This is a genomic window from Litchfieldia sinesaloumensis, assembly GCF_900156865.1.
In the GTDB taxonomy this organism is placed as follows: Bacteria; Bacillota; Bacilli; order Bacillales; family Bacillaceae_L; genus Ferdinandcohnia; species Ferdinandcohnia sinesaloumensis.
The window spans coordinates 2,371,006-2,394,414 of the sequence record NZ_LT732529.1; the positions used below are offsets into that span (position 1 = coordinate 2,371,006).

At 37.4% G+C, this 23,409-nt stretch carries 18 protein-coding genes; 7 read left to right on the forward strand and 11 right to left on the reverse strand.

Going from position 1 to position 23,409, the window contains the following annotated elements:
- Positions 1-2 precede the first annotated feature (2 nt).
- A complete protein-coding gene (locus CZ490_RS11795) occupies positions 3-962 on the forward strand; it encodes an ABC transporter ATP-binding protein (RefSeq protein ID WP_077621043.1) in 960 nt (319 codons plus the stop codon).
- Positions 949-1,983, forward strand: coding sequence for an ABC transporter permease (locus CZ490_RS11800; RefSeq protein WP_077619086.1), 1,035 nt, complete (start codon positions 949-951; stop codon positions 1,981-1,983). The genes CZ490_RS11795 and CZ490_RS11800 overlap by 14 nt, the downstream gene beginning before the upstream one ends.
- Positions 1,984-2,040: 57 nt before the next feature.
- Here the strand turns inward: CZ490_RS11800 and mbcS are convergent, their stop codons facing one another.
- The 5 genes from mbcS to ezrA form a co-directional block, all read right to left on the reverse strand.
- The gene (mbcS, locus tag CZ490_RS11805; protein ID WP_077619087.1) at positions 2,041-3,624 is read right to left on the reverse strand and encodes an acyl-CoA synthetase MbcS; all 1,584 of its coding nucleotides are present in this window, start codon (positions 3,622-3,624) and stop codon (positions 2,041-2,043) included.
- 166 nt (positions 3,625-3,790) lie between these two features.
- The gene (locus CZ490_RS11810; protein ID WP_077619088.1) at positions 3,791-3,994 is read right to left on the reverse strand and encodes an alpha/beta-type small acid-soluble spore protein; all 204 of its coding nucleotides are present in this window, start codon (positions 3,992-3,994) and stop codon (positions 3,791-3,793) included.
- A gap of 98 nt (positions 3,995-4,092) precedes the next feature.
- Positions 4,093-5,292: a tRNA uracil 4-sulfurtransferase ThiI gene (thiI, locus tag CZ490_RS11815; protein ID WP_077619089.1), complete on the reverse strand. Its 1,200-nt coding sequence runs from the start codon at positions 5,290-5,292 to the stop codon at positions 4,093-4,095.
- A complete protein-coding gene (locus tag CZ490_RS11820; protein WP_077619090.1) occupies positions 5,282-6,439 on the reverse strand; it encodes a cysteine desulfurase family protein in 1,158 nt (385 codons plus the stop codon). The genes thiI and CZ490_RS11820 overlap by 11 nt, the downstream gene beginning before the upstream one ends.
- A gap of 92 nt (positions 6,440-6,531) precedes the next feature.
- Positions 6,532-8,226, reverse strand: a complete 1,695-nt coding sequence (gene ezrA, locus CZ490_RS11825) for a septation ring formation regulator EzrA (RefSeq protein WP_077619091.1) — start codon at positions 8,224-8,226, stop codon at positions 6,532-6,534.
- Positions 8,227-8,410: 184 nt separating this feature from the next.
- Between ezrA and hisJ the strand changes: the two genes are divergently transcribed.
- Complete coding sequence (gene hisJ, locus CZ490_RS11830; RefSeq protein WP_077619092.1) at positions 8,411-9,232, forward strand: histidinol-phosphatase HisJ; 822 nt, start codon at positions 8,411-8,413, stop codon at positions 9,230-9,232.
- On the opposite strand, the gene refZ is transcribed toward hisJ, so the two are convergent.
- Positions 9,222-9,875, reverse strand: coding sequence for a forespore capture DNA-binding protein RefZ (refZ, locus tag CZ490_RS11835; RefSeq protein ID WP_159439948.1), 654 nt, complete (start codon positions 9,873-9,875; stop codon positions 9,222-9,224). The two genes, hisJ and refZ, sit on opposite strands and share 11 nt — an antisense overlap.
- Before the next feature lie 142 nt (positions 9,876-10,017).
- On the opposite strand from refZ, the gene CZ490_RS11840 reads away from it, so the two are divergent.
- The gene (locus tag CZ490_RS11840; protein ID WP_077619094.1) at positions 10,018-10,497 is read left to right on the forward strand and encodes a GAF domain-containing protein; all 480 of its coding nucleotides are present in this window, start codon (positions 10,018-10,020) and stop codon (positions 10,495-10,497) included.
- A gap of 70 nt (positions 10,498-10,567) precedes the next feature.
- Here CZ490_RS11840 and megL read toward each other — a convergent pair whose 3' ends face one another.
- Positions 10,568-11,746 carry a methionine gamma-lyase gene (megL, locus tag CZ490_RS11845; protein ID WP_077619095.1) on the reverse strand — a complete coding sequence of 393 codons (1,179 nt, stop codon included), beginning with the start codon at positions 11,744-11,746 and terminating at the stop codon, positions 10,568-10,570.
- Positions 11,747-11,897: 151 nt separating this feature from the next.
- Complete coding sequence (locus CZ490_RS11850) at positions 11,898-13,319, reverse strand: sensor domain-containing diguanylate cyclase (protein ID WP_077619096.1); 1,422 nt, start codon at positions 13,317-13,319, stop codon at positions 11,898-11,900.
- Between the two features lie 659 nt (positions 13,320-13,978).
- Between CZ490_RS11850 and rpsD the strand changes: the two genes are divergently transcribed.
- Entirely contained in the window at positions 13,979-14,581 is a 603-nt protein-coding gene (gene rpsD, locus CZ490_RS11855) for a 30S ribosomal protein S4 (RefSeq protein ID WP_077619097.1), read from the forward strand.
- A gap of 675 nt (positions 14,582-15,256) precedes the next feature.
- Positions 15,257-16,939 (forward strand): dihydroxy-acid dehydratase, encoded by a 1,683-nt coding sequence (gene ilvD, locus CZ490_RS11860; RefSeq protein WP_077617975.1) that lies wholly within the window; start codon positions 15,257-15,259, stop codon positions 16,937-16,939.
- A 236-nt stretch (positions 16,940-17,175) separates the two neighbouring features.
- Here ilvD and tyrS read toward each other — a convergent pair whose 3' ends face one another.
- A complete protein-coding gene (tyrS, locus tag CZ490_RS11865) occupies positions 17,176-18,435 on the reverse strand; it encodes a tyrosine--tRNA ligase (RefSeq protein WP_077619098.1) in 1,260 nt (419 codons plus the stop codon).
- Between the two features lie 144 nt (positions 18,436-18,579).
- Here tyrS and CZ490_RS11870 point away from each other — a divergent pair, with 144 nt between their 5' ends.
- Positions 18,580-21,510 (forward strand): transglycosylase domain-containing protein, encoded by a 2,931-nt coding sequence (locus tag CZ490_RS11870; RefSeq protein WP_077619099.1) that lies wholly within the window; start codon positions 18,580-18,582, stop codon positions 21,508-21,510.
- A gap of 57 nt (positions 21,511-21,567) precedes the next feature.
- Here CZ490_RS11870 and acsA read toward each other — a convergent pair whose 3' ends face one another.
- Both acsA and CZ490_RS22675 read right to left on the reverse strand, forming a co-directional pair.
- A complete protein-coding gene (acsA, locus tag CZ490_RS11875; protein WP_077619100.1) occupies positions 21,568-23,286 on the reverse strand; it encodes an acetate--CoA ligase in 1,719 nt (572 codons plus the stop codon).
- Positions 23,246-23,386 carry a hypothetical protein gene (locus tag CZ490_RS22675; RefSeq protein WP_234987225.1) on the reverse strand — a complete coding sequence of 47 codons (141 nt, stop codon included), beginning with the start codon at positions 23,384-23,386 and terminating at the stop codon, positions 23,246-23,248. The genes acsA and CZ490_RS22675 overlap by 41 nt, the downstream gene beginning before the upstream one ends.
- Between the last annotated feature and the right edge of the window lie 23 nt (positions 23,387-23,409).

A 23,409-nucleotide genomic window follows, 5' to 3' on the forward strand; every position in this document is an offset into this window, starting at 1 on the left:
TGATGGATACTAATCCGATCATTAAGCTAGAACAGCTTACAAAACGATATAAGGCTTTTTTTGCCGTTCGCAACTTATCTCTTTCCATTTCAAAGGGTGAAATCTTTGGATTACTAGGACCAAATGGAGCTGGGAAGACGACTACTATTTTGATGATGCTTGGTTTAAGTACACCTAGTTCGGGATTAGTGCAAGTGTGTGGAATAAACTCAACCCGCAATCCAATTCAAGTAAAACAGAAGGTAGGTTACTTACCAGATGATGTGGGCTTTTATCAGCATATGACAGGTTTAGAAAATCTACTTTATACAGCAAGCCTTAACAATATAAATCGAAAACAAGCAATGGAGAGAGCAGAACATTTGTTACAAAAAGTTAACTTAACTGATGTTGCACATAAGAAGACCGGAAAATATTCAAGAGGAATGCGACAAAGACTTGGACTCGCGGACGTGCTTATGAAAGACCCTGAAGTCATTATCCTTGATGAACCGACATTGGGTATTGACCCGGAAGGAGTACGAGAATTTCTACAACTGATAAAAGAATTAAAAGAAAAGGATCATAAGACCATTTTACTTTCTTCTCATCATTTACACCAAGTTCAGCAAATCTGTGACCGTGTAGGAATATTTGTTAATGGGGAGCTACTGGCTCATGGAAACATCGAGGAACTCATGGGGAAACTATTATTAAAGGATACTTTTGTGATTAGAGTTATTGTAAGTGGAATCAATGACCGTCTGATGGATGATATAAGAGAGCTTGAACATGTAAATAAAATCGAGGTATTGAATGAAAGTGTAATTGATATTTATTGCTACAAGGATATTTCTGCACGGATTAGCGCCACTATCATTCATTCAGGGGCCTCATTGCACCATATAAGCAAAAAAGATTTTGGGCTAGATGAAATCTACCATCGCTATTTTGAAGGACGTGAAGTTAATGAATCTCGCTAGTATAAAGGAAAAATTCTATGGCAGCAGGAGAGATTTAGAAATAACGAGACAATACTCGAATCTAGGAGTGTTTTCTGCAATTGTGCGCAAGGAATTTTCAGACTACATTACAAGTTGGCGAATCACTATTTTATTGGGGATTATTTTACTTACTTGTATTGGTTCCCTTTATACTGCCGTATTAACCATTCAAGATTCGCTTGAGGCTTCTGAAGATGCAAAAGCAATTGCAAGGGATTCCTATTTATTTTTAAAACTATTTACTGTATCTGATGGCACACTACCATCTTTTATCACGTTTGTAGGTTTTCTCGGTCCGCTTCTTGGGATTGCACTGGGCTTTGATGCGATTGTCTCTGAACGAAATAAAGGCACTTTAAGCCGATTAATGGCTCAACCAATTCCTAGGGATTTTGTAATTAACGGAAAATTTACTGCTGCCTTATTAATCAATTGTTTGTTATTTTTTTCATTAGGGTTTCTTGTAATGGGATTTGGGATATTAATTTTAGGCATTCCTCCTACATTTGAAGAATTCAGTAGAATTTTCTTTTTCTTACTGTTATGTATTTCATATATCGCTTTTTGGTTAAACCTAGGAATAGTGTTTTCAATTTGTTTTAGGCAAGCTGCAACATCTGCCTTAGCAAGTATCGCTGTTTGGTTATTTTTCAGTGTGTTTTATACAATGATTGTGGAATTGCTGTCAAAATCTATCTTAAATCCTAATACCCTAACAAGTACTGAGGATATCATTGGTAAGCAAGGAGTAGTCCTCAATATCATGCGTTTATCGCCTAACTATTTATTTAACGAATCAACAACAACGCTTCTTTCCCCAACGGTAAGAAGCCTCGGTCCATTAACAATGGAGCAAACAATTGGTGCTGTTGCAAGTCCATTACCTCTTGGGCAGAGCCTATTGCTCATTTGGCCACAAGTAACTGGTTTAATTGCCGCATCCTTGATTTGCTTTGCTATTGCATACATTTTATTTATGCGACAAGAAATTCGAGCCTAGATTGATAAAAAGCCAATCCACACTCACAGGATTGGCTTTCTCATTAAATTCAATATATTATTGTACTTTACCTTTTACTAATTCAGCCTGTCTAAGCTCAATTCTTCTAATTTTTCCAGAAGTTGTCTTAGGAAGATCATTTACAAATTCAATCTTTCTCGGATATTTATAGGGTGCTGTCAATTCTTTCACATGGTCTTGCAACTTTTTAACAAGTTCTTCACTAGTATTAACACCTTCACGTAATACAACGAAAGCCTTAACGATATTGCCTCGAACCTCATCAGGACTCGCTACAACGGCACACTCTTTTACAGCAGGATGTTTTACAAGTGCATCTTCGACCTCAAACGGTCCAATCGTATAGCCTGAGCTGATAATAATATCGTCTCCTCGTCCCTCAAACCAAAAATAGCCATCTTCATCCTTTTTGGCTTTATCACCTGTAATATAGTAATCTCCTCTAAATTGCATAGCGGTTCTTTCTTTGTCCTTGTAATACTCTTTAAAAAGGGCAGGTGTGTTCACATGGACTCCGATATCACCAACTTCACCTACTGCACAAGGCTTTCCAAACTCATCGACAATTTCGACATCATTGCCTGGAGTAGGTTTGCCCATTGATCCAGGTTTGATTGTCATTCCTTTTAGCACTCCTACTAAAAGTGTATTTTCAGTTTGTCCATAGCCATCACGAACTTCGATATTAAACTCTCTTCTAAAGGTATCTATAACTTCACGATTTAACGGTTCCCCTGCAGATACTGCGCTATGCAAATCAGGAAGTGAATAATCAGACAGATTCTCAACCTTGGCCATTAAACGATATTCGGTTGGGGTACAACATAGCACATTGATATTATAGGCGCCTAACAATTGCAAGTATTTAGTAGGTTCAAATCTTCCATGATACACAAATCCAGTTGCACCACTTCCTAAAGTCGAAAGAAACGGGCTCCAAATCCATTTTTGCCATCCTGGACCCGCAGTTGCCCAAACGGTATCTGACTCATTAATACTTAACCAATATGGAGCCGCTGTTTTTAAATGTGCGTACGCCCAACCATGTGTATGGACTACGCCCTTTGGATTACCGGTTGTCCCTGATGTGTAGGATAAGAATGCCATATCGTCCTTACTTGTATCTGCAATAGAGAGTTCTTCTGTTTGTTTTTTCATCTCTTCCTCTAAGGTAATCCAGCCATCCACTTTTCCTCCGACTGCAAATTTATCGATTTGTTCAATATTTTCAATAGCTGAAAATTGATCACAATATGGATAATAACTAATAATGGCTTTTACATCACCATGTGTAATACGGTATTGTAGATCTTTTGTACGTAGCATTTCGGAACTAGGAATGACTACTAATCCAGCTTTTAGTGCTCCTAGATAAACCTTATACGCTTCTATAAGACGAGGAATGATAACTAGTACTTTATCGCCCTTATTTAGTCCATTGTTAATTAACGCATTTCCAATTCGATTCACGGCTTTAAAGAGATTTGCATAAGTAACTTCTAATTTGTTGCCCTGTTCATCTTCCCATTTTATGGCTACTTTTTCTGGGTTTTCTGCATACTTTTCTATTTCTTGAACCAAGTTATATTGTGCAGGTGCTAGTAAATCTTCTCTTTTCACGACAACTCCTCCTCCTTAGTGATAGTCTAATTATATAAAATTTTTCGAACAATTTGGAAGAGTTTTGTGAAATTTTTATGACCAGGTTATAATACTAGACTCTAACTTCTAATAGACAAAAATAAAGGACGGGATAATCCCGTCCTTGTAGCCATTTATTTAATTTTTAGAAGCTACCTCCGCCCATTTGTTGTTGAGCGAAAGAAACTAGACGCTTAGTGATTTCTCCACCAACTGATCCGTTAGCGCGAGAAGTAGTGTCAGCACCAAGGTTTACACCAAACTCAGAAGCAATTTCATATTTCATTTGGTCGATTGCTTGTTGTGCACCAGCTACTAATAGTTGGTTGCTGTTGTTGTTGTTTGCCATGTGACTTCACCTCCTTGTGAGTATATAATGTGTAAAATCACATGGCATAATACATTTTAATCTCTGGTAAATCTTCACAACGTCGGAATGGTTTTCCTTTAGAAAAGTTCCTCAATTTCTTTCTTCTTTGATAGATCTAATGTAAGTATTTCAGTCTCATCCACTGCTTTTTCGATTAAGCTTTCAAAATCTGTGTAACTTTCATAATAGGTTACTTTATCAAGCTTTGGTCTAGTTTTCGGTGATGCAGGTGTGAAAATCGTACAACAATCCTCAAATGGTCGAATTGAAATATCATGGGTATTAATTTTTTTTGCAACATTAATAATATCAAATTTGTCTACTGTAACAAGCGGTCGAATTATCGGTGTATTCGTCACATTATTAATTACATGCATACTCTCTAATGTTTGGCTTGCCACCTGTCCGAGACTTTCACCGGTTACAATAGCTAGTGCATTGCGTCTTCTTCTGATTTCATCGGTGATTCGAAGCATCATCCGTCTCGTTGATATCAATGTATAGTTTTCTGGAATCTGCCTTTGAATCGTTGTTTGGATTTCTGTAAAAGGTACAATATGCAACTTAATTGTTCCTGAAAACTCTGTAAGTTGCTGGGCAAGGTCAATTACTTTTTGGCGCGCACGTTCACTTGTGTATGGTGGACTATGAAAATGGACGGCTTCAATCGTTAATCCTCTTTTCATTGCTAAGAAACCAGCAACAGGACTATCCAATCCTCCTGAAAGCATCAACACGGCTTTCCCGCTTGAGCCAACTGGAAGTCCTCCTAGGCCAACCTCGTCTTTGAATGTAATATAAGTTGCTTCTTTTCGTACCTCAACACGTATATTGATGTCAGGCGTATGCACATTGACATCAATTCCCTGCACATTTTTTAAAATATGACTGCCCAATTCATAATTTAATTGATTCGTATCAAGTGGAAAAGTTTTGTCTGATCGACGAGCTGAAATCTTAAACGATTTCCCATCATGTTCAAGTTGTTGGATGGCCGTCAATACACCATCTTTTATTTTTTCAATATCGCTGTCAACCTTTAAAGCAAGACTAAAAGACTGAATCCCGATAATATTCTTTAAGATATCAACAATACCTTCGTGTCGTTCTCCATTAAGCTTTATATAAATACGGTCTCTCGTTTTTTCTATCTTAAGCTGTTTGTACTCCGTAAGTTTTCTCCCTATATTATTAGATAGTTTGTTTATAAACAAATTCCGATTACGGCCTTTTGTTGTGATTTCACCGAATCGAATTAAAATGTGATCATATTCCATTATTTTCCCCCATTACATTTTGTAATTGATGAATTGCAGATTCTACCGCATCTATTAAATTCGGAAGCTCCTCCAATTTGTTTTGCGAAGATAGGCTTATTCGAATTGAGCTATTCGCTAGAACATGGGGTACACCCATTGCCAGCAATGTTTTACTGGGCTCGTTGTTTTGAGATGAACAAGCAGAGGTGGTCGACACGAAAATGTCTCTTTCCTCCAATAAATGGACAAATACTTCGGGCTTTAACCCATTAATAGAAAAATTAATGATATGTGGAGCACTGTTCCTTACAGGTGTGTGTACTCTTATTCCGCTTATCATCGATAACCTTTCGATAATCGCCCCTTTAAGCTTGGATAGTTGTTTAATCGTTTCATCTCTATTCTCTATAGTCAATCTGAGAGCTTTTGCAAGGGCAACAAATCCGGCTACATTTTCAGTTCCTGCCCTCTTTTGCATCTCTTGACCTCCACCTGAGATCAAGGGTTTTATTCGCACACCATGTCGTACGAAAAGGAATCCAGTTCCTTTAAGGCCATTAAATTTGTGCCCTGAAAATGTACATAAATCCAGTTTCGCCTTATCCAGATCAAGGGTAGTTTTACCTATTCCCTGAACGTGGTCGACATGATAAATAATTTTCGGGAATTTTTCTAGTAGCTTGCCAATTTCTTCTATTGGTTGAACAGTCCCCACTTCGTTATTCACATGAATAATTGATACCATAATCGTATCTTCTCGAATTGCCTCTTTTAAATTTTCAAGCGATACGACACCATTATCATCTACGGGAAGATAGGTTATCTCAAAACCAAGTTCTTTCAATTGCTCGCAAGCCTCACTCACTGAGGGATGCTCAATTGAAGTGGTAATTATATGCTTGCCTCTATTTTGGTATTGTAAAGCAGTCCCTTTGATAGCTAAGTTGTTCCCTTCAGATCCACCCGATGTGAAAATAACCTCTTGTGGTTTTACCCGCAAAAGATTCGCAATTTGAGTACGCGATTGACTTAAAAGCTTTTCAGCTTGTCCACCAATTCCATGCAAAGAAGAAGGGTTCCCAAAATATGTTTTTGCAACTTTAGTATAAGAATCAATTACTTCATCAAACGGTTTTGTTGTTGCACTATTATCTAAATAAATCATCTAATTACCCCTATTTAGTACGTATTCGCATAAAAAATCATACCATACAATGTTAAAAAGTTAAAAAGGAAAAGGACCCCAATTTGAGGTCCTTAGTCATTGTCGTTATCAAGAACAACTTCAATTTTCTTCAATGCGCCTGGATCGATATCCTCAATAGCAGTTGCTGCCTGTTCTAACGCTAGGGCATACTCATAATTTCTAAAGGAGTTTTCAGCTTCATGTAGGCTTCCTGCTATTTTAGGATTGCGGCTACGGTATCTATTTCCATATTGAATAACCTTTTCCGCTAGATAAACTTGCTCAAGCATTTCTTCTGTATTCTTATATGTCTGCGTTACTAAATCTTGTGCATTTTGTAACGCTTGATTGACTGTCTTCATATTTAGCGGTTTTTCCTCGAGTGTAGACATGACTTGAGTTAAAGATAGTTTTGCCTCTGACAGCAGTTCTGAATACTTAACAGGTAAGCCAGGAGCATTACTTTTTGTGATTAAGCGTTTTGCATCTGCAAGCTTTTTCTTCATTTCAGAAATTTGTTCTCTTGCATGAAGTTCGTCTTTACGTAATGTTTTTAGCATTTCTGAGTATTGTAAATGTTCTTCCTTCACATCTTGAATCTTGCCATACACTTCTTCTAGTTCAGCTCTTATAAGAGAATAAGCAACCTTCTCTTCGTCTAACTTTACTTGAGTTGATACATATTGTTTAACAAGCTGTTTAATTTGTTTCACAATAGTACGGTGTCTTTCAATATCTTGCTCATTTAAGTGATAGCTTTGCTGAACAAATTTTGTTTCTTCTTCAGTGTTTTTACTGCCGTCTATTAAGTCCTGTAAATCATCCTCAATCTTATCAAGTTCATTTTTAACGAACTGATTTGCCTTTACTTCTGCTTCAAGTAAATCATAGATGGTATCGAGAGACTCTCTTGTTTCATCGATTCCTTTTTTAACTTCCTCAAGCTTAAGTTCTTCAGTAAGCGCGATATACTTTGTCAACTGTTCTCTCATTCTCTCAATCTCTTTTTCAATCTGGTGATGCTCAAGGGAATATCCTTCCTGTTCCATTTGACTATATCCCTCTGAGATCTCATTTAACTGATTTGGAATTAAGCTTTGACATTCATGTAATAAATGAGGAATTTCATCCATTTGTTGCTTTGTAACAGAAAGAGCGTCTTTAATAACTAGTACAATCTCTCTGGCTTCAAAATAATTACCATTTGTTGTTGCTTCTTCATACTCATTAAATTTCTCGTAAACGTCTTGAAGTTTTTCTTCGAGGCGTTTTTCTGTAAGACCGAAAGTATGTCGATGCGCAAGTAGGCTCTTTTTTAATTCACGATATAGCTGATTTAATTCATCAACCTCTACACGATTCTTTTCTTCACTGCCGACTAGTTCCTTAAGTTCGTCTAAAATGATGGCAATATTATTTTCAGCATCATTTAAAATCGCCTCAAGTTGTGCAAGTACGCGTTTCGCTTTCCCGAAACGGTATTTATCTGCTAAGTCCTCCGCATCAAATAACAATTCCTCAACATCTGGTAATGCAACAGTGACTATTTCATCCCATTGTTTTCTCCAGCGTTCAAAAAGTTCCTCCGTCTGACCTGTCATATTAAGCTCTTTTACTTTCGCAATTTCATCCGTAACAGGGCGGTTCATCATATCAATCTTCCAGGCTTCTAGTCGATCAACCTCTATATATACTTTTTTTCTTGAGTAAAATCCAAAAATAGCAACTACAATTACTACTGCGATTATGCCGATTATGATTTCCATAATTTGGCCTCCTTGCTCCCACAATCAATCTATCATAGACATCTATGTATATTAATTTTTTATTTTTATATAAAATCATTCTAAATGTTTTTTTAATGTATTTATGATACCATGTAAACGACAATTTTTGACTATAACTTTTAAAATTTTTTACAAATTTTATTGAAAAATGAGGTATTTGTCGATGAAAGCAGATGGTCATATCCATACACCCTTTTGTCCACACGGTACAAAAGACCCAATTGAGGATTATATTTACCAGGCGATTCAATTAGGATTTGATGAGATTTCATTCACAGAGCACGCTCCACTTCCACTTCGATTTAACGATCCCACTCCTCAAAAGGACAGTGGAATGGACATGAATGAGTTAGAGAACTATTTTTCTGTTTTAACAGAGCTCCAAACAAAGTTCGCAAGTGATATTAAAATTAATATTGGCTTAGAAGTTGACTATATCGAAGGATATGAAGAGGATACTAAAGCTTTTTTAAATGAGTATGGATGTTTTTTGGATGATAGTATACTGTCTGTTCATTTTCTCAAACATCAAAACCAGTACTACTGCCTCGATTATAGTCCTGACACGTTCGCTACAATGATACAGCAGTTTTCATCGGTTGATTCGGTCTATAAAGCATACTATGACACTTTACTTCGTTCGATAACGGCAGACCTAGGTCAACATAAACCAAGGAGAATTGGACATATGACGCTTGTTCATAAGTTTCAAAGGAAGTTCCCCACCTCAAAATTGTTTGAGGAAAAAATTATTGAAGTCTTAGACCATATTGCGGAACGTGGTCTTGCTTTAGATTATAATGGTGCTGGGGTGAATAAGCCTCTTTGCCGTGAGGTTTATCCACCTGAAAGAATTATTAAAGAGGCGATAAAACGAAAAATCCCTCTTGTTTACGGGTCCGATGCCCATAGCAAGAAGGATTTAAATCAAGGGTTTGATAATCTATATAAAAAGGCTGTCTTGGTGTCACCATCTAAATATTAACAGGTACCAGAGTGACTTTATTATTCATTGCATGTGATTGGCGGCAAATCGTCATGTTCACCCATTTTTCAATTTCGTGACAATATTGCTCACTCACATAAATTTCATATGGCATTAAATGCAATACCTCTGACATATATTGAGGATGTAAATAAGGCATGGATAACATACCTTTTAATTGCATGATTGCGTATGGAATAGGTATCGGTGCAAATTCTTGTTGTTTAATACCTGTCTCGAAAATGGCTTGAAAATAATATTTTTCCTTCGCCATATAAGTGGTCATAATCTCACGAATCAATGTTGTATCAAATGTAATTTCCCTTTGTACAAAGCGTGATAAATGGCGGTTTTCCTTTTGAAAATCCATAATACTTCTGATAGCGAGTAATAAACATTCTCTCGCAGTCCTGTTATCCAATTCACTATAGGCATGTTCAACAATTGTCAAATATCCCTCTAAGTAGTAGGACACTAAGTGTTCTAGGAGTCCCTCTTTATTTCCAAAATAGTAGGAGATATTGGCAACATTACAATTTGCTTTTTTGGCAATTTCACGTACCGTCGTACCATCAAAGCCCTTTGTATTAAATAAAAAAACGGAAGAATCAATAATTCTTTGTTTCATGGTTTTTGTTTGCATAACCAACCCACCTTACCCTTATTAATGATTAGATTTCGCTAGATTCAGCCAGATTCCTTTAAGATTTTATCGACAAGTCACGCACTAGCGGCTATTATTTGGTATTATTATGTAAGAAATACTCAAACGGAGGGGAACAAGCATGTTTCATGTCGAACAGTATAAAGGCAATAAAGTAGAAGACTATAAACTAGTGACAAAACAACTAGACGCTTTACTTGAAGGTGAACAAGATCAAATCGCGAATTTAGCAAATGCTTCGGCATTACTGAATCAATTTTTAGATACCATCAACTGGGTCGGCTTTTATATCAAGAAGGGTGATGAACTTATTCTTGGACCATTCCAAGGATTACCTGCATGCGTACGAATCAAGATGGGCCGTGGGGTTTGTGGAACAGCTGCACAAAATCAAAAAACAGAGAGAGTGCAAGATGTTCATCTTTTCCCAGGTCATATTGCATGTGACAGTGCTTCAGAATCGGAAATTGTGATTCCCATTTTGAAAAATGGTGAAGTATTTGGTGTTTTAGATATAGATAGCCCAATTAAGGAACGATTTGATGAAGTAGATCAACAGTGTCTTGAGGAATTTGTAAAAGTATTAGAAAAACATCTATAAAAGTAAGCCAGTAGGGTTCATTCCCTGCTGGCTTTTTAATCATAAGGCATTATTAGCATTAGAACTCTCTTTATCCATCTAAAGCTTGATTAAGGTCCTCCCAAATATCCTCCCACGCCTCCAATCCAACAGAAAGTCGAATCAAATTATCCGTAATTCCCATTTTCAATCGTTCATCTTCTGGTACAACTGCATGCGTCATTGTGGCTGGATGCTGGATTAGCGTTTCTGCATCTCCAAGACTCACGGCAATTTTGATTAACTTCAATCGATTAAGGAAATTTTGTGCATCTTTTTTAGTACCTTTGATTGTAAAAGAAATTATTCCACCAGCCTTCTTCATTTGTTTTTTCATAATTTCATAGGCTGGGCTTTCTACATCACCTGGGTAGAAAACATTTTCCACATTCTTGTGTTTTATTAATAAAGAAGTAATCTTTTCAGCATTATCGCAATGTCTATCCATCCTAACTGGAAGAGTTTTAAGCCCTCGAAGTAATAGCCAGGCATCAAATGGAGACATTACCCCACCAATATCCTTTTTTGTTGTCATTGCCACTTGTTGAATAAAATCCTCTCTTCCTACAACAAGACCGGCAATAACGTCACCGTGACCGCCGATATACTTTGTTGCACTATGAATGACAACATCGCAACCTTCTTTTATTGGTTGTTGTAAATAAGGTGAACTGAAGGTATTGTCTACGACAACCGGAATCTTATATTGCCTCGCTATTTTGACAACAAGTTGTAAATCAATAAGCTTCATTGTTGGATTAATTGGCGTTTCGATATAGATAAGCTTAGTACTAGGAGTTAATTTTGATACAATATCTTCCTCCTCGTCCATCGAACTAAAATCATGGATAATATTGTATTTTTCCTCCATCATTTGAAGAAGACCAAATGTACATCCATATAATCCTTTGGAGCAAAGAATGTGATCACCAGACTTCGTTAGTGCGAATAAAACCGCTGAAACTGCGGCCATACCAGATCCAAAAGAAAGCCCTGCTTCTCCACCTTCCAAGAGTGCAATTCTTTCTTCTAATAGTTTGACAGTTGGGTTCCCTAATCGTGAATAGATATATCCTTCTTCCGAACCAGCAAAACGAGCTTCCCCTTGCTCTGCAGTATCAAAAGTAAAAGTTGATGTTTGATAAATTGGAGGTACTAAACTTCCATTATCAGAAGTTATTTTTCCACCATGTATTGCAATGGTATCAAAATATTTACTTTCCTTACTCATGCTTCCTTATCCCCCTTAATACGTTGAATCCTATAATTAGCATATGATAAGAGAGGTTGTTTTGAAAGCGTTTTCTAATTTCGTAGAGGATTACTTGGATTTATCAGGACTTTTGTATGAGAACTCTTTTTTCAAAAAAAAAGACATCCCGTTAAGAATGTCCTTCGGTAATCATATTTTCACTCGCCACTACTTGGTTTTTCCCTGATTGTTTAGCCTCATACAAAGCATTGTCTGCCCGCTGGAAAAGACTTTTAAATGTTTCCTTGTAGTGCTTATGCCAAGTTGCAACTCCACATGAAATTGTGATTTTGGGATTGGAATCCTTTTCAACCCTTTTTCCAAGTCGCTCAGCAACAGCCATACCTGAAGCTAAGTCAACTTTAGGTAAATAGATTGCCAACTCTTCTCCACCCCATCTTGCTCCAATATCATGTTCACGTATGTTTTCCCTGATGAGATTGGCTATTTGAACAATTGATTCATCTCCGACCTGATGACCGTAAGTGTCGTTGACTCCTTTGAAATCATCAATATCGATTAAGATGAATGTTCCAAATGCGTCTCTTTCCATTGAATCTTGAACACTTTCTTCTAAATGATTACGCGAATAAAGCTTAGTTAAATAATCGGTAATCACTAGTTTTTCAAGTTCTTCACGGAGAATTGAATTTGTAAATGCCAATGACGAATGATGAATGAGGGATTGCATTAGTTTAAATTTATCAAATGAAAAGAAATATGGTAGTTCATGTAAAACAATGGCAACACCCAGTATCTCATTACGTTGCACCATTGGAACTGACATCATAGAACGATAAGAGGATTCACCAAACTCTCTGTAGTCACGTAAATCTCCGATAAAAAGGGGTTCATTTTCTAGCATAATTCTCTCAAGACTGTATGTCACATACTCTTCACCGAAACCCTTTTCAAAAAATGCAGTGCTTCCTGGAAGTACCTCTAAATGATCACTTGTTTGCAAAATAAAACCTACTTCGTTTGCTTCAAATGACTTTCTTATCTGAGTTGACATAAATGTCATTGTATCTATTAATCGAAGGTTCGAGTTTAATTTATGAGATGTTTCATTGATTAATTGCAGATCAGCAATTAATTGCTTTGATTGTTGATAGAGTTGAGCATTTTCGAAGGCATGTCCAGCTGTATTTGCTAAAAGTTCAATAAACTGAATTTCTGAATTCGGGAATACCAAGCCGTTATGGGCGTTAATTTGTAAAACCCCATAAACCCCTTGTCGACCTTTCAGAGGAGCATAAATGACAGACTGTTTGTCTTCATCCGAATCTTCCAACTGTAAAACCCCTGTTACAAACGCTTGCATAACAAGAGTATTTTCACCATGTTCATATTGCTGTATGTCCTTAATTGGGATAACATTATGTCTTGTATTATCATGTGCAAGAAATAATGTATATTCGAATGATGGGTATACATCTTGTAATGTCTTAATTACTTCTTCAAGTACAGCATCTATATCCATCGTAGAATGGAACTTAGAGGTTACTCTGAATAGTTGCTCATATCTAATTTCTTCGTTTGGAAACATCATGATTAATCACCCATCTGATTATAGTACTTTATAGAAGTTGTTCAAAAAGTCCGGTGAATATGACACTTCGAAATTCTGCGTTTGCTTGCTCCTACGTTCCTCACGTATTTACTACATACGCTCCGGTACTCATAGCTGCGCCGCCTTGAACTTTCGACGCACAGGATGTGCTAGTGTCGATAATGCCACAGGACGTGGCGTTTTTATCGACGCGGTCCTCTTCATCCCCTATTTGAACACTAACTTATATCTCTATTATAATAGATATTGCCTTAAAAATGTCTCATTATCTCTTAAAAAAACCGAATTTATTACAATTATCGTATCTAAAATCGAAAATTCATCAATAACTTGTTGAAATTCACGATTTTAGATAAAATTTGTTAATAGTCATTTAGCTGTTCCAATTGAACTTCTAGATAAAAACTTGACTTCTCACGCTAAAAATCATATAATCATCGTTGTGTAAAATATTGCAGCATATGTGAGTAGGTTTTTGTTCTATTTTGTTCCTCTATTGAGCATTTTGCTCTAAGATGGTGTATCTTGTAACTCTTTGCTGCTAGGGCGAGGATACATGAAAACAAAATAGCCAAGAGCATCTAGCACATCTGTTTTTATTTTACAACAAAATAAAAACATTGAAGGAGGAGTCATTCATGGCTCGTTATACTGGTCCAAGCTGGAAATTATCCCGTCGTCTTGGCATTTCATTAAGTGGTACAGGTAAAGAATTAGAAAAGCGTCCTTACGCTCCAGGACAACATGGTCCTAACCAACGTAAGAAACTTTCTGAGTATGGTTTACAATTACAAGAGAAGCAAAAGCTTCGTCATATGTATGGCATGAACGAGCGTCAATTCCGCAATTTATTTGATGCTGCAAGTAAAATGCAAGGTGTTGTTGGTGAAAACTTCATGATTCTACTTGAATCACGTTTAGATAACCTAGTATACCGTCTTGGTCTTGCTCGTACTCGTCGTGCAGCACGTCAATTAGTTAACCATGGTCATATCGTAGTTGATGGAGGTCGTGTTGACATCCCATCATACCGTGTAAAACCTGGTCAAACTATTTCAGTTCGTGAAAAATCACGTAACCTAGTTGCAATCAAAGAAGCACTTGAAGCAACTACTTTCGTACCAGAATATTTAACTTTTGATGCTGATAAGCTAGAAGGAACTTATACTCGTTTACCTGAGCGTTCTGAATTACCAGCAGAAATTAACGAAGCATTCATCGTTGAGTTCTACTCACGTTAATAATTGCTTCTCAATAAGCAATAAAAAACCTAGAATCGTTGAATTTTCAACAATTCTAGGTTTTTTTATTTGTCCTTTTTGTGGAACTGTATTAATTCTTTTGCATCTTCCCTAAATTGGGACAGATTATCTTATCTCACAAATTCCACCAAATAATAACGATCCTTTAGTGATTTGTAAAACCATACTAAATACGGTACGACACAACCTGCCACATCTATAGAATTTACAGTGTATAAATAAAAGGCAAGGAGCACCTCAGAGTGTAGACAAAGTCAATCTTGACTTTGTCTACACTCATTTTTCAAACAATACTAGTATGAATTACTTTCCCAGACTGTCTTGAAAACGCTTGTCATACAAGGCGCGCAGCCGATCGAAGACGCGAATAGAAGTTGCCTTCATGAGCGGACGAGAGAGGCAAGCAACGAAGTATGCGAGCGTTTGTCAACAGTCTGANTAGGTCAATTCGTCAACCATTGAAATTGATAGATTTGTTGAATTAATGAAGCTATTAATTTTAAAATCTTATAAAAACAACAAAATTTAATAATTGATTATCTAAAAAATAGTGTTACAATGAGTAATAATTTAAATTTTTTGATTTTACTTTATTCATCAAAAAAGCATAATCTTTTGTCGAATAAACGTAATTATATATTGGAGGTAACTATTATGTCTGAACAACAACGTAGTAATATGATTAAATCAGGAATTGATCGAGCGCCACACCGAAGTTTACTTCGTGCTGCAGGTGTTAAGGAAGAAGATTTTAACAAACCATTTATCGCAGTCGTAAACTCATATATTGATATTGTACCAGGTCATATTCATTTACAAGAGTTTGGTAAAATTGTAAAAGATGCAATTCGAGAAGCTGGTGGAGTTCCATTTGAAATGAACACAATTGGTGTTGATGATGGTATTGCTATGGGTCATATCGGAATGAGATATTCCCTGCCAAGCCGTGAGATCATCGCTGATTCAATTGAAACAGTTGTTGCCGCTCACTGGTTCGACGGTATGGTTTGTATTCCCAACTGTGATAAAATCACACCAGGAATGATGATGGCTGCAATGCGTCTAAATATCCCGACTATCTTTGTTAGTGGTGGACCGATGGCAGCTGGACGTGATGCTGCTGGAAATCCACTTAACCTAAACTCAGTATTTGAAGGCGTTGGTGCTTATCAATCTGGAAAAATTGATGAAGCGAGATTAACAGAACTCGAGCAATTTGCTTGTCCTACCTGCGGTTCATGTTCTGGTATGTTTACTGCGAATTCTATGAACTGTTTAGCAGAAGGTCTTGGATTAGCCCTCCCAGGAAACGGTACAATCTTAGCGGTTGCTGAAGAAAGAAAAGAATTTGTTAAAAAATCTGCGAAACAATTAATGAATTTAATTGAAAAAGATATTAAACCACGTGATATCGTTACGATTGAAACAATCGATAATGCATTCGCATTAGATATGGCAATGGGTGGATCTACGAATACTGTACTTCACACTCTTGCAATTGCTCAAGAAGCTGAAATTGAGTATTCACTAGAACGTATCAATGAAATTGCAGCACGTGTTCCACACTTAGCGAAAATTGCTCCTGCATCTGATCATCATATTGAGGATGTGCATAATGCGGGTGGCGTTAGCGCAATTATCAATGAATTGCTTAAAAAGCCAGGTGCAATTGATGGAGATCGTATAACTGTTAGTGGTAAAACATTACGTGAAAATGTAGAAGGCTGTGAAATTACAGATCATAACGTCATCCGTCCACTTGAAAACCCTCACTCTGAAAAAGGCGGACTAGCTATCCTATTTGGTAACTTAGCTCCTGAGGGTGCTGTCGTTAAGGTTGGTGCGGTTGACCCTGAAGTTGGTGGATATCATAGAGGTCCAGCAGTGTGCTTCGATTCTCAAGAAGATGCCCTATCAGCAATCATTGTAGGTAAAGTTAAGGAAGGCGACGTAGTCGTTATTCGTTATGAAGGTCCTAAAGGTGGTCCAGGTATGCCGGAAATGCTTGCACCAACCTCTCAAATCGTTGGTCGCGGTCTTGGAGCAAAAGTCGGCTTAATTACTGACGGACGTTTCTCTGGTGCATCAAGAGGTATCTCAATCGGACATATTTCTCCTGAAGCTGCTGAAGGTGGTCCAATTGCATTTGTTGAAGATGGCGACTTCATTGAGCTTGATTTAAATAATCGTACAATCAAATTAGAAGTCTCTGATGAAGAATTCGAAAAACGCAAGGCTAATTGGAAAGGCTTTGAGCCAAAAGTGAAAAAAGGCTACCTAGCTCGCTATTCAAAATTAGTTACAAATGCAAGTTCTGGTGGAGTAATGAAATACTAGGCTGTTCAGAGTGTAGACAAAGTCAATCTTGACTTTGTCTACACTCATTTTTCAAACAATACTAGTATGAATTACTTTCCCAGACTGTCTTGAAAACGCTTGTCATACAAGGCGCGCAGCCGATCGAAGACGCGAATAGAAGTTGCCTTCATGAGCGGACGAGAGAGGCAAGCAACGAAGTATGCGAGCGTTTGTCAACAGTCTGAGGCGCTCCAAAAAGAAGCACCTTACCTATTTTAGTATTTAATAACAAAGTATTTTTTCTTACCGCGGCGGATTACGGTGAACTGACCTTCAATTCGATGAGATTCTGTAATCATCGTATCTACATCTTGGATTCTTTCACCATTTAAATAAATAGCACCATTCGAGATGTCTTCTCGTGCCTGACGCTTGGACGGAGAAATTTTACTCATAACCAATAAATCAACCAAACCGATTTCTTTTTCACCATCATATTCAAATGAAGGAACATCCTTGAAGCCCTGTTTTATCTCCTCTGCACTTAGCTCACTAATTGAACCACTAAATAGTGCAGTAGATATCTTAACAGCTTGCTCTAAAGCAGCCTCTCCATGAACTAACTTTGTAACTTCTTCAGCTAATGTCTTTTGTGCCAAGCGTTTTTCCGGCGCATTTTTAATCTCAGCCTCAAGATTTTCAATCTCTTCTTTTGTAAGGAACGTAAAGTATTTTAGATAACGTACAACATCGCGATCATCTGTGTTAATCCAGAATTGATAAAACTCATAAGGAGATGTTTTGTCTTTATCTAACCAAATTGTTCCACCTTCAGTTTTACCAAACTTAGTTCCGTCTGCCTTCGTTACGAGTGGAATAGTTAGGCCGTAAGCTTTTGCATCCTCAACAGTCTTACGAATTAATTCTAGCCCAGCTGTGATATTTCCCCATTGGTCACTTCCACCAATTTGAAGTCGACAGCCTTCATTTTCATATAGCTTTAAAAAGTCGTAGGATTGTAAAATCATATAACTAAACTCTGTAAATGAGATACCTGCATCTAAACGGGATTGAACAGAGTCTTTAGCAAGCATATAATTTAACCCAAAGCTTTTACCAATATCACGTAGGAAAGTAATCAGGTCTAAGCTTCCAATCCAGTCATAGTTGTTCGCTATTTGCGCTGGATTCCCGTCTGCTTCGAAATCTAAAAAGCGAGAAAGCTGCTCCTTAATGCTATTGCTATACTGTTGAACTACCTCTTTTGTATTTAGCGTTCTTTCCGCTTTTTTACCACTTGGGTCACCAATTAAACCCGTAGCTCCGCCAACTAATGCTATGGGTTGATGCCCTGCTAATTGAAATCTACGTAAAGTCAATATCCCTACTAAATGTCCAATATGTAAACTATCTGCTGTTGGATCGAATCCACAATATAGCTTTATCTTTTCATTTTTCAAGCTATTTTGTAATCCTTCTTCATCCGTAACTTGATTTATTAAACCTCTATAAGCTAAATCCTGTATGACATCCATCATCTTATTCTCCTTTTAACCATATAGAGTTTTTCTATCATATTACATATAATAATGTCAAATTAAATATTGGAAATTCTATAAAACAATACTAATATCAGTAGTTTATATGCTATAATGTACATGGATTTTAGGGGGATGATTATGAATTTTAACAAATCACAGATATTTGAAAAAATTAATTCAACATGGCGAAAACTCACATCAAATAAAGTAGTTCAAGTATTTTCAGGTAAGAAAGCACTCAAGGGTGTTAGGGTTACGTATGGTGTCTTTTGGAATTTATTTTTGTTATTCTTTATTATTGCTCTATTAGGTCTTGGGTTCGCTGGTGGAGCTGGAGCGGGATACTTTGCATCCCTAGTAAAGGACGAGCCTGTTCGAGACTACGATAGTTTACAAAAAGATATATACAACTATGAAGAAAATACGGAAGTGTACTTTGCGAATGATGTGTATCTTGGCCAATTGCGGGCTGATCTTCACCGGGAAGAGGTAGCACTTGAGGATGTTTCACAATTCGTTAAAGATGCTGTAATTGCTACTGAGGATCAGTACTTCTATAAGCATGATGGAGTTGTTCCAAAATCCATTCTACGTGCAATTGTACAAGAAGTAACTAATTCACCCGTCCAAACTGGTGGAAGTACCTTAACCCAACAATTGATTAAGAACCAAATACTTTCAAACGAAGTTTCATTTGATCGAAAGGCAAAAGAAATCTTAATCGCGTTACGACTTGAAAAGTTTTTTGATAAAGATGAAATATTCGAAGCTTATTTAAATATCATACCTTATGGTCGTAACTCATCAGGACGAAATATTGCCGGTGTCCAAACGGCTGCACAAGGTATTTTTGGAGTAGACGCAAAAGATTTAAACCTGCCTCAGGCAGCTTTTATCGCTGGTCTACCTCAGAATCCATACGTGTACACTCCATTTTCAAATCAGGGTGGTAAGGTGAAGGACAATCTAGAGCCCGGTCTTAAACGAATGGAGACAGTTCTACAGAGAATGCTATCAGCAGGTTTCATCACAGAAAAACAATATGAAGAAGCGCTCGCTTACGATATTCGTGCAAATCTGATACCACCACAGTCAGAACCAATTGAACAATATCGTTGGTTGACTGCAGAAGTAGAAAAGCGCGCCACTGATATTTTAATGAAAAAATTAGCTCAGGAAGACGGTTACGAAGAGAAAGATCTTGAAGAGAACAATGATTTAATTAGACATTACTCTGAAGTTGCGGACAGAAACCTACGTCAAAGCGGATATAAAATTTATACCACCATTGACAAAGAAGTATTCGATGTTATGCAAGACGCAGTGAAAAACTTCCAGTACTTTGGACCTGATAAACAAACCATTAAGAAAGACTTAGAAACAAATGAAGATGTAGCCGTTATGGAACCAGAAGAGCTTGGCTCAGTCCTTATCGAAAACAAGACTGGACGAATAATTAGCTTCGTAGGTGGGCGTGATTTCGAGCGTGAACAAACAAACCATGCTTTTAACCCTGCGAAACGTCCTAATGGATCCACGATGAAACCATTATTAGCTTATGCTCCAGCAATGGAATTAGGACTAGTACAACCAGGAAGTGTGATTGCCGATGTGAAATTCACTTACGGGAATTATACCCCACAAAACTTTGGCGGCCCTAGTGACTTTGATGGTTTAATGTCAGCAAGACACGCTTTAAAATTATCAAGGAATATTCCAGCACTTAAAACATATTTGAAGGCATTTAATAATCGTCCACTTACATTTTTAGAGAAAATGGGCTTCACTACGTTAGATGAAAAAGACTACCAAGGACTATCAATGTCCATCGGTGGTATGACAAACGGTGTTTCAGTTGAAGAAAATGTAAATGCATATGCTACTTTTGCAAATGGTGGTCAGTTCATCGATGCATATATGATTGAAAAGATTGAGACGAATGATGGAGAGGTAGTATATGAGCACGAGGTGAAACCGGTTGATGTATTTTCACCACAAACTGCCTACCTAACGATTGATATGATGCGTGATGTTATTAATGGTGGTACTGCTTCTTCACTTAGAGGGTATTTAAAGTTTAATGCAGACTGGGCTGGTAAAACAGGTACAACTAATAACTCAGAAGATATATGGTTTGTTGCAACAAATCCAAATGTAACCTTTGGAACCTGGATTGGTTACGATACACCAAAGTCTGTCGTTAATTATAAGGGTCTATCTAATTCAAGAAGAAATATCCTTCTTTGGGCCGGGCAGCTGAATGCTGTATATGATGTAAAACCTGAACTTGTAAAGCCAAATGAAAATTTCAAAATGCCTGGAGGAATCGTATCTCGTTCCTACTGTGGGCTTTCCGGTCTACTACCTTCCGATTTATGTAGAGAAGCTGGACTAGTACAATCGGATATCTATAATGCAAAATTTGTACCGACAAAGGTCGATGATAACCTTGTAAAAGGTAAGTATATCGAAGTTGATGGCAAGGCCTATCGTGTACCCGAAAGTGCTCCACAAGAGTTTGTACAAGAAGGTATCATGATCAAGAAAGAATTCTTAGAAGAGCATGGATTAAAAGATTCTAAAGCAATTGAACAACTGCTACCAAATAACAACCGTTGGAACAACCTGGTCATTACGGAAACGAGCGAACTAAATGATAATGGTTCCGTTCCTTCTCAAGTTAAGGGGGCAGCAATATCTTCAGGTACGTTGACATGGTCAAAGCATGATCATAATGATGTCATTGGTTATCGCATCTATGCTGCATCCAATTTCACAACTGATTTCAAAAAAATTGGGAGTGTACCTGCTACAAAGAATTTACAATTTAATGTTGGGAACTCCGTTGCAGCTTATTATGTTACTGCAGTTGATGTTACTGGCAAAGAAACCCCTCTTGCAAATTCAGTACTGGTTAAGAGTGGCGATTATAAATCAGAACCAGAGGTAGTTACCCCACCGTCTCCACCACCTGCTCCACCCGCTGAGGGAGGTAACGGCAATGGAAAAGAAAACGGAAATAACGGTAATGGTAATGGTGATGGTAATGGTGATGAAGATAATGAATAAGAGATAGCAAAAAAGAGGTGGTCTCAATAGACCACCTCTTTTTCTATTCTATCTTTATTAATTTTCCATTGTGGATAGGTCACCAGTAGGTAAATCCAGCTCCCATGCCTTTAATACACGTCTCATGATTTTTCCACTTCGAGTTTTTGGAAGTTTATCCTTGAACTCAATCTCACGAGGTGCAGCATGTGCAGCCAATCCCTTCTTCACAAAGTCTCTTATTTCTTCTTTCAGTTCATCTGTAGCCTCATAACCATCAACTAATGCGACGAACGCTTTAATAATTTCCCCACGTACCGGATCTGGTTTACCAATAACCCCTGCTTCCGCAATTGCGGGATGTTCAATAAGCTTGCTTTCCACTTCAAACGGTCCTACTCGCTCGCCAGAGGTCATAATTACATCATCAACGCGACCTTGGAACCAGAAATATCCATCTTCATCCATATAAGCTGAATCCCCAGATACATACCAATCACCTGGCATAAAATAAGATTCATATTTTGCTGGATTATTCCATATTTGATACATCATTGATGGCCAACCCTTTTTAATAGCTAAATTTCCCATACGATTTGCCGGTAATTCATTACCTTGGTCATCAACAATTGCTGCCTTTATTCCTGGGAATGGTTTTCCCATCGAACCTGGTTTAATATCCATACAAGGGTAATTACTTATTAGCTGAGCACCCGTTTCCGTCATCCACCAGTTGTCATGTATACGTAGATTAAAGACCTTTGCTCCCCAACGTACAACTTCTGGATTCAGCGGTTCCCCTACACTTAATACATGTCGTAAAGTGCTTAAATCAAACTGCTTTACAAGTTCATCTCCAGCACCCATTAACATTCTAAAAGCAGTAGGAGCACTGTACCAAACGGTAATTCCATAATCAGCTATGGTTTGATACCAGTTTTCTGGTCTAAAACGCCCCCCGACAATTACATTAGATGCGCCGTTAAGCCATGGGCCAAAAATACCGTAAGAGGTCCCAGTAACCCAACCAGGGTCAGCTGTACACCAGTAGATATCATCTTCTTTTAAATCCAGTATCCATTTAGCGGTTTGGTATTGTTGAATCATCGCATTATGGACGTGTAATACTCCCTTGGGCTTACCTGTCGAACCCGATGTATAATGTAGGAGCATACCATCAGTTCTATCGACCCATTCAATTTGTAGCTCTTTACTAGCTGTATTTAATCGACCTAGAAAATCTATAAATGGACCATCCTCTTTTACATCCTCACCAACAAGAACGATGTGTTTTAAGGCAGGTAGTTCATTAAATGGAATACGATCAACTAGTTCAGGAGTTGTGACAATTACCTTTGCTTCACTATCTTCTAGACGGTCTCTTACGGCACCTTCCATGAATGCTTCAAATAATGGACCAACTATAGCTCCTAGCTTAATAGCACCTAAAACCGTAAAATACAGTTCGGGAGATCGTGGCATAAAAACAAATACTCGGTCACCTTTTTCAACATCAGCAGCTTGTTTTAATACATTTGCTGCACGGTTTGTATACTCTTTCATTTCTTTGAATGTATACTTCTCTTCACGTGATGGATCACGATAATAGAGGGCAATCTTATTTTTTCTAACCCCTTCAGCATGGCGGTCGATAGCTTCATACGCGATATTTACTCTACCTGTCTCAGACCAAGTGAAATCCTTCTCTACCTCTGCCCAATCAAAATTCGCATACGCTTCATCATAATCTCTTAAATTATAATTCCCCTTCGTTGCTGGCAGCGCTTCCACTTTCATTTGGCATTTCCCCTTTATGTAAGTTATTTACTATTCCATTATAAAGTAAAATAGCTCTTTTCTCAATTTTTAAAATTTTATATATATAATATCTTTCCATAAAATTGTATAATTAGTATAAAA